This is a genomic window from Nocardioides sp. (assembly GCF_034670285.1).
Taxonomy (GTDB): domain Bacteria; phylum Actinomycetota; class Actinomycetes; order Propionibacteriales; family Nocardioidaceae; genus Nocardioides.
In genome coordinates, this window is record NZ_JAXMNS010000211.1 from 1 (window position 1) to 6,389 (window position 6,389).

Below are 6,389 nucleotides of genomic sequence, written 5' to 3' on the forward strand. Positions count from 1 at the left end.
GCTGGATGCAGGAGGCGGCCGCCAACGACTCGGTGGCCGGGATCCCGGCGCTCCAGGAGTCGCTGGCCGACGTGCAGGAGTGGCTGAGCACGTGGACGTCGTACGTCGTGCGCGTCGAGGGCCGCCTCGTGGGCGCCGTGCGCGGGCGACTGGACGGCGACGTCTGGGACATCGGTCGGATCATGGTGGCCCCCGACCTGCAGGGCAAGGGGCTCGGACGGGTGTTGCTCGAGCACATCCAGCAGGTCGCGCCGCCGGCGGCGACGTCGTACATCCTGACGACGGGCCACCGCAGCGAGGGCAACCAGCGGATGTACAAAAAGGCCGGCTTCCGGCTGCGTCGCGACCTGGAGGCACCGCCCCTGGCGGTGCTCCTCACCAAGCCCCGCCGTTGACTTGGGACGGTGCGGGCGCCTGTGGCAGACTCCACGCTGGTCCAGTCACCGAAGTTCGCTCCGAGGAACGCACGGAGGAGCTGCGTCGGGTCCCCGCCACAGGGGGAGCCCACGCCGCCGGTCATCGCGCTGGACCTGCACGACTCCGGCACCATCACAACGAATTCCGCGGCTGACCTGTGGCACTCGCGAGGAGATCACCATGAGCAACAACCTCATCACCGAGATCGGCAACGCGCAGAAGCGCACCGACGTCCCCGCGTTCCGCGGCGGCGACACGATCAAGGTCCACGTCAAGGTCGTCGAGGGCAGCCGCTCGCGTGTCCAGATCTTCCAGGGCGTCGTCATCCGCGTCCACGGCTCGGGCATCGGCCGCACCTTCACCGTCCGCAAGGTCTCCTTCGGTGTCGGCGTCGAGCGCACCTTCCCGCTGAACTCCCCGATCTTCGAGGAGATCGAGATCGTGACCCGCGGTGACGTGCGTCGCGCCAAGCTCTACTACCTGCGCAACCTCCGCGGCAAGGCCGCGAAGATCAAGGAGCGCCGCGAGCTCTGAGTCGGGTCCCCACCCGCACTCTCATCCTCGCGACCTAGGCTTCGTGCGTGAACGACGACCAGCACCCCACCGGCACCGACGACGAGGTCGCTGCGACCTCCCCGGACGGGCCGGAGGGACTGGTCGACTCGGACGCTGCTGCGCCCGCCGAGCCTGAGGTCGACGACGTACGCCGCGGGCTGCCCCTCTGGCAGGAGTCGCTCCTGCTGGTCGGGGCGGCCGTCGTGCTGGCTGTTGTCCTGAAGGTCCTGTTCGTGCAGGCCTTCTACATCCCGTCGGCCTCGATGGAGCCCGCTCTGGTCGAGAACGACCGGATCCTGGTGCAGAAGCCGTCCTACTGGTTCGGCGGCGAGCCGTCGCGCGGCGACGTCGTGGTCTTCGAGGACCCGGGCGGCTGGCTCGGCGCCGACGAAGAGGTCGAGGTCACCGGCGTCCGGAGCCTCCTCGCCACGGTGGGGCTCTACCCCGACGGTGGACACCTGGTGAAGCGTGTCATCGGCGTCGCCGGCGACACGATCACCTGCTGCGACGACGAAGGCCGGCTGCTGCTCAACGGGGAGCCCCTCGACGAGGGCGACTACGTCGCCGAGCGGCCCGAGGGCATCCAGTGCGACGGGCCGATGATCTCCACCTGCAACTGGTCGGCCGGTCCGGTCCCGGAGGGCACGGTCTTCGTGATGGGCGACAACCGCTCCGACTCCGCCGACTCCAGCTATCACGTGTGCCTGGTCGGCGAGACCGACTGCACCGACAACCCCTACATCGACACCGACCTGGTCGTGGGCAAGGTGTTCTCGGTGGTGTGGCCGCTGAGCAACTTCGGTCTGGTGTCCGGTGAGGACTCCCTCAGCGACCTGCCCGACGCCGACTGACCACTCTGCGTCAGCGAGAGGTGGTCGTCGATGAGTGACCTGCCGCGCGGATCGACCGTCCGGCGCGATGCAGGCCTCTACGGCTACGAGCGCGCGCTGCGCCGCCACGGTGTCGAGCTGATCGCGGGCGTCGACGAGGCCGGTCGAGGTGCGTGCGCCGGTCCGCTCGTCGCCGGCGCAGCCATCCTGCCCGCGGGCGCCGCCGGGATCGTGCCGGGCCTGGCCGACTCCAAGCTGCTCACCGAGAAGGCACGCGAAAAGTGCTACGACCAGATCGTGCGCCGGGCGCTCGCCTGGTCGGTCGTGGTGGTCGAGCACGACGAGTGCGACCGGTTGGGCATGCACGTCGCCAACATCGAGGCGCTGCGCCGCGCCGTGGCGCAGCTGGGGGAGCGCCCGGAGTACGTCCTCACCGACGGCTTCCCGGTCGACGGTCTGGGAGTGCCGGGCCTCGCGGTGTGGAAGGGCGACCGGGTGGCGGCCTGCATCGCGGCTGCCTCGGTGCTGGCCAAGGTGACCCGTGACCGACTCATGGTCGATCTCGACGAGCAGTGGCCGCTCTACGACTTCAAGACCCACAAGGGCTACATCACCGACACCCACACCGCGGCGCTGACTGCTCACGGGCCGTGCGACATCCACCGGATGCGATTCGTCAACGTACGGCGTGCGGCCGGCCTCGAGCCGCTCCCGGAGTCCTGAGCAGGCTCAGCGCACCCGCTGAGGCAGGCCGAAGACCGTCTGCACACCCGTCGAGAAGAGCACGGACTCCGGTGCCGCGTCCGCCACCCCGGGCAGTCCCGCAGCAGCGACCAAGTCGTCGTCCAGGGTGACGAGCTCGGCCCGCCGCAACGGCCAGGGACCGTGCGTGTTGGGGATCCACAGGGTCTGGCCCAGCACGGTGGAGTGCAGCCCGAAGCGAGCGGTCAGGAACAGGTCGAGCGCGGAGGGCTCCTCGATCTCCTCGCCGATCCGGATCTCGAGCGTGCTGCGTGGATGCGCGCCGGTGCGCCGTTCGGTCTCGTAGCGCAGGTGCCTCCCGGTCACGTCGGCCGCCGCGAGCGAGTCCAGCGCCGGCGTGCGCGACATCCGGGCGTACTTGTAGGGCACGCCGAAGCCGACGTTCGCGCCCAGGACGACCGCCAGCCGCTCGGCCTCGAGGGAGCAGAAGACGACGCCGTGCCGGCCCTGGTCGTCGACGGAGTAGAGACGCACGTTGGTCTCCAGGAAGGTGCCGAGGTGGGGGATCGCCGGTCCGGCACCGAGCCCGGCGTCGACCATGTGGAAGGGGATCAGCCCCACCCAGGCGCTGCCGTCGTGCAGGTCGGGCCGGACGCCGCGGGGGAGGAGTGGTGCGACGCGCGCGGGGTCGACGCGCCAGTGGACGAACGAGATGTCGCGCCACCACTGGTGCATGATCTGGCGAGTCGGCAGCGGCGGGCCCTGCCCGGGGTGGCTGGGCTGCTCGGTGAGGTCCATCCCCCTACGATGACATCGCAGTCTGATCCCGAAGTAGACCTGATGCAGAGCCGACAGGAGTGCGATGAGCGCCGAGGACCTCGAGAAGTACGAGACCGAGCAGGAGCTCACCCTCTATCGCGAGTACCGCGACGTCGTCGGGATCTTCAAGTACGTCGTCGAGACCGACCGCCGTTTCTACCTGTGCAACCAGGTCGACGTGAAGGCGCGCACCGAGGCCGGGGACGTGTTCTTCGAGGTGTCGATGGCTGATGCCTGGGTCTGGGACATGTATCGCCCGGCGCGCTTCGCCAAGAACGTGAAGGTGCTGACGTTCAAGGACGTCAACGTCGAGGAGCTCGCCGACGCCGACATCGAGCCGCCCAAGCCCTCCTGAGGCGCGCGCTCTCCGCCCGATCGGGCCAGGGGGGCACTAGTCCTTTCGGTCAGACTTCGTCTGGTTACCTCGCGTGACCGGGCCCGCACGGCCTACCCTGAGGGAGATGCCGACCATGGGGGTCGCGGCCGATGAGAGGCAATGATGAAGCTCCGAGAGCTGCGCGGGCGCCGTCGTGACGACGGGGCCGCTGCTGTCGAGTTCGCCTTCATCGCTCCGCTCCTGATCTTCCTTCTCCTCGCGATCGTGGGCTACGGCTACATGCTGAGTTTTCGCCAGGCCATGAGTCAGGCGGCCTCCGAGGGCGCCCGCGCTGCAGCGGTCGCGCCGGCAGGTGTGCCTCAAGCCGCGGCCGGCGGAGCCGACAGCATCAGCACGCGTGCGATCGACGCGATCAACCAGGGCCTCGGTGGCTATGGCGTGACCTGCACGTCGGGCGGCGTGCTCGAGCGCAACGGAACCGCCGCCGGCACGTGCGTGGTCACCTTCACGAGTGCGTGCTCGGCCAGCAGCACCGGTGCCACCTGCGCGAAGGTCGCCCTCGACTACGCCTACAAGGACAACTCGTTGCTCCCCAGCTTCCCTGGCCTCGGCATCGTCCTGCCCAGCAGCCTCGCCTACACGGCGGAAGTCGAGCTGAGCTGAGATGTCCCTCACCGAACGTTGGGCCGCGCGCCGAGCACGGGCCCGCGACGAGCGCGGTGCCGTCGCAGTCCTGATGGTGAGTGCCGTGGTGGTTCTCGTGCTGATCGCCGCCTTCGCGGTCGACCTCGGGATGCAGCGCGTCGCCCGCCGCGACATGCAGTCGCTGGCGGACACCGTCGCTCTCGACCTCTCCCGCCTGCTCGACGGCCGTACGACCAGCGAGATCCGGAGCGGGACGGCAGTCCCGCAGGTGGAGGCGCTGTCGACCTCGCTGAACAGGTCCGTCAACCGCAACGTCGGAACGACGCTCGGTGAGCCGACCGCCGGTTGCACGTCTGGCGCACAGGGCACCGTCAGCTCAGTCTCCGGAGCGTGCGTCCGCGCGTTCCTCGTGCTGGTTCTGCCCGACGGGTCCTACGCCACGACCCCAGATGGGTGGCCGGTCGAGACGACGGGCGCCGTGATCCCCACCGGCGTCGTGGTCGACACGCGCACCACCGTCCCCTTCGCCTTCGGTGGTCTGACCGGAGTCGGTGCGGGTGACGTCGGTCGTTCGGCCGTGGCCATCAACCAGCAGAGCGCCTGCTTCAAGCTCGGGTCGTACGCTGCTGCGGTCAACAGCGGCGATGCCGCGCTCCTGGCCCCGCTCAACGGGCTCCTGGGGCTCAACCTCGACCTTCTCTCCTACCAGGGGCTCGCCGGGGCCGACCTGAGTATCGCCGACCTCGTCGCCACTGGACTCCTCGGCGGCACGCCGGACGAGGTGCTCAACAGCGAGACGACCGTCGGTGAGTTCGTCGCCGCCTCGATCCAAGCCCTGCAGAACGACGGTGACGACGCCACGGCTGGCGGTGAGGTGGACGTCGAGGAGGAGAACGACGTCGCGACCGTCGTCCTCCAGCAGGTGGTCGCGGCCGGGGTCGACGTCGGCCAACCGGTGCGCGTCGGAGAGCTGGTCAACGTCGACCCCAGCGACACCGCAGGGCTCATGGCCGACTTCAACCTCCTCGACCTCGTCGCGGGCACGGTCCTCCTCGCCGACGGCGACTCCGCGGTCTCCATCCCTGCGCTGACCGCTGGTACGGCCGGCATCGGCACGATCAGCTCGACGTTGAAGGTGATCGAGCGATCCCGCCTCGCGTGTGGCACGGTCGCCCTGGCCCCATCGGTCACTGAGTGCGAAGCCAGCACGGTTCCGCGCCCGCGGGGTTGTGCCCTCAACTCTCAGCTCACCGGCAAGGTCACGATCCCGCTCACTCTGGGCGCGATCAACGGGTTCGTGGTCTCCAACGCCACGAGCGTCCTCGACCTGAGCCTGGGCAACGCTGCGGGTGTGCTGACCTCCCCTGCTCCGGTCTGTCGGGCCGGCACAGCCGGAGAGCCCGATCAGCTCACCGTGCGCACCCGCACCTCAGCGGTGACCTCGACGCTCGCCACCAGCCTGCAGCTGAAGCGGGTCATCGAGGTTGCCCTCCCGGGAGTGCCGGCCGTGGTCGTCGCCGGCGTCACCGTCACTCCAGCGATCCCCGGGCAGAACATCCGGGTCGTCGTGGAGTTCTCGGCTTCCAACCTCGCCAGCGTGCCGACCGCCGAGAACACCAAGGACAACGCGCTTCTCGTGCCGCCGAACGACGAGACGCCGGTCTCGGGCAACTCCAAGGCAGCGCTCGGCAACCCGACGGTTGCGGCCAGCTCGGACATCAGCGTGAAGATCGACAACAACGGTGACGGTGTCGGCGACGTCGCCCTCTCGACGCTCGGCACCGTGGTCGAGGTCGCGGTGAGCGCCGTGATCGACCCGATCATCAACACCGCGGTGTCGCAGGTTCTCAACGTCGCACTCCCGGCCGTGACCGGCCCGCTGGTCAACAGCCTCAACAACCAGCTGATCAACCCGCTGGCCGACCTGTTGGGCCTCGAGGTCGCGGGCGCCGACGTCTTCGCCGTGCAGCGGCCCACCTGCGAGACCCCGCGCCTCGCCGGCTGATCCCCGGGATCCACAACCCCGAGTCGTCCACAGACACGCCGCGAAAGCTGCTTGTCCACAGCGCGCGCCGACGACCTCC

General features: G+C 69.5%; 8 protein-coding genes. 7 read left to right on the forward strand and 1 reads right to left on the reverse strand.

Going from position 1 to position 6,389, the window contains the following annotated elements; all coding sequences use genetic code 11:
- From VOI19_RS11640 to VOI19_RS11655, 4 genes are all read left to right on the forward strand, one after another.
- A partial coding sequence (locus tag VOI19_RS11640; protein ID WP_323793128.1) for a GNAT family N-acetyltransferase occupies positions 1–395 on the forward strand: 395 nt, incomplete at its 5' end.
- Between the two features lie 202 nt (positions 396–597).
- Positions 598–951 (forward strand): 50S ribosomal protein L19, encoded by a 354-nt coding sequence (rplS, locus tag VOI19_RS11645; protein ID WP_323793129.1) that lies wholly within the window; start codon positions 598–600, stop codon positions 949–951.
- Positions 952–998: 47 nt separating this feature from the next.
- Positions 999–1,823, forward strand: coding sequence for a signal peptidase I (lepB, locus tag VOI19_RS11650; protein ID WP_323793130.1), 825 nt, complete (start codon positions 999–1,001; stop codon positions 1,821–1,823).
- 30 nt (positions 1,824–1,853) lie between these two features.
- Complete coding sequence (locus VOI19_RS11655; RefSeq protein ID WP_323793131.1) at positions 1,854–2,525, forward strand: ribonuclease HII; 672 nt, start codon at positions 1,854–1,856, stop codon at positions 2,523–2,525.
- A gap of 6 nt (positions 2,526–2,531) precedes the next feature.
- Here VOI19_RS11655 and VOI19_RS11660 read toward each other — a convergent pair whose 3' ends face one another.
- Entirely contained in the window at positions 2,532–3,302 is a 771-nt protein-coding gene (locus VOI19_RS11660) for a DUF2071 domain-containing protein (protein ID WP_323793132.1), read from the reverse strand.
- A gap of 64 nt (positions 3,303–3,366) precedes the next feature.
- On the opposite strand from VOI19_RS11660, the gene VOI19_RS11665 reads away from it, so the two are divergent.
- The 3 genes from VOI19_RS11665 (at position 3,367) to VOI19_RS11675 (ending at position 6,310) form a co-directional block, all read left to right on the forward strand.
- Complete coding sequence (locus tag VOI19_RS11665) at positions 3,367–3,678, forward strand: DUF2469 domain-containing protein (protein WP_323793133.1); 312 nt, start codon at positions 3,367–3,369, stop codon at positions 3,676–3,678.
- A 141-nt stretch (positions 3,679–3,819) separates the two neighbouring features.
- Positions 3,820–4,323, forward strand: coding sequence for a TadE/TadG family type IV pilus assembly protein (locus VOI19_RS11670; RefSeq protein WP_323793134.1), 504 nt, complete (start codon positions 3,820–3,822; stop codon positions 4,321–4,323).
- A 1-nt stretch (position 4,324) separates the two neighbouring features.
- Positions 4,325–6,310: a pilus assembly protein TadG-related protein gene (locus VOI19_RS11675; RefSeq protein ID WP_323793135.1), complete on the forward strand. Its 1,986-nt coding sequence runs from the start codon at positions 4,325–4,327 to the stop codon at positions 6,308–6,310.
- The last annotated feature ends 79 nt before the right edge of the window (positions 6,311–6,389 follow it).

What these genes read in the sequence shown, in the direction of transcription:
- VOI19_RS11665 (WP_323793133.1), top strand. Translation starts at nt 3,367, where the DNA reads ATGAGCGCCGAGGACCTCGAGAAGTACGAGACCGAGCAGGAGCTCACC.
- VOI19_RS11655 (WP_323793131.1), top strand. Translation starts at nt 1,854, where the DNA reads ATGAGTGACCTGCCGCGCGGATCGACCGTCCGGCGCGATGCAGGCCTC.
- VOI19_RS11660 (WP_323793132.1), bottom strand. Translation starts at nt 3,302, where the DNA reads ATGGACCTCACCGAGCAGCCCAGCCACCCCGGGCAGGGCCCGCCGCTG.
- VOI19_RS11670 (WP_323793134.1), top strand. Translation starts at nt 3,820, where the DNA reads ATGATGAAGCTCCGAGAGCTGCGCGGGCGCCGTCGTGACGACGGGGCC.
- rplS (WP_323793129.1), top strand. Translation starts at nt 598, where the DNA reads ATGAGCAACAACCTCATCACCGAGATCGGCAACGCGCAGAAGCGCACC.
- VOI19_RS11675 (WP_323793135.1), top strand. Translation starts at nt 4,325, where the DNA reads ATGTCCCTCACCGAACGTTGGGCCGCGCGCCGAGCACGGGCCCGCGAC.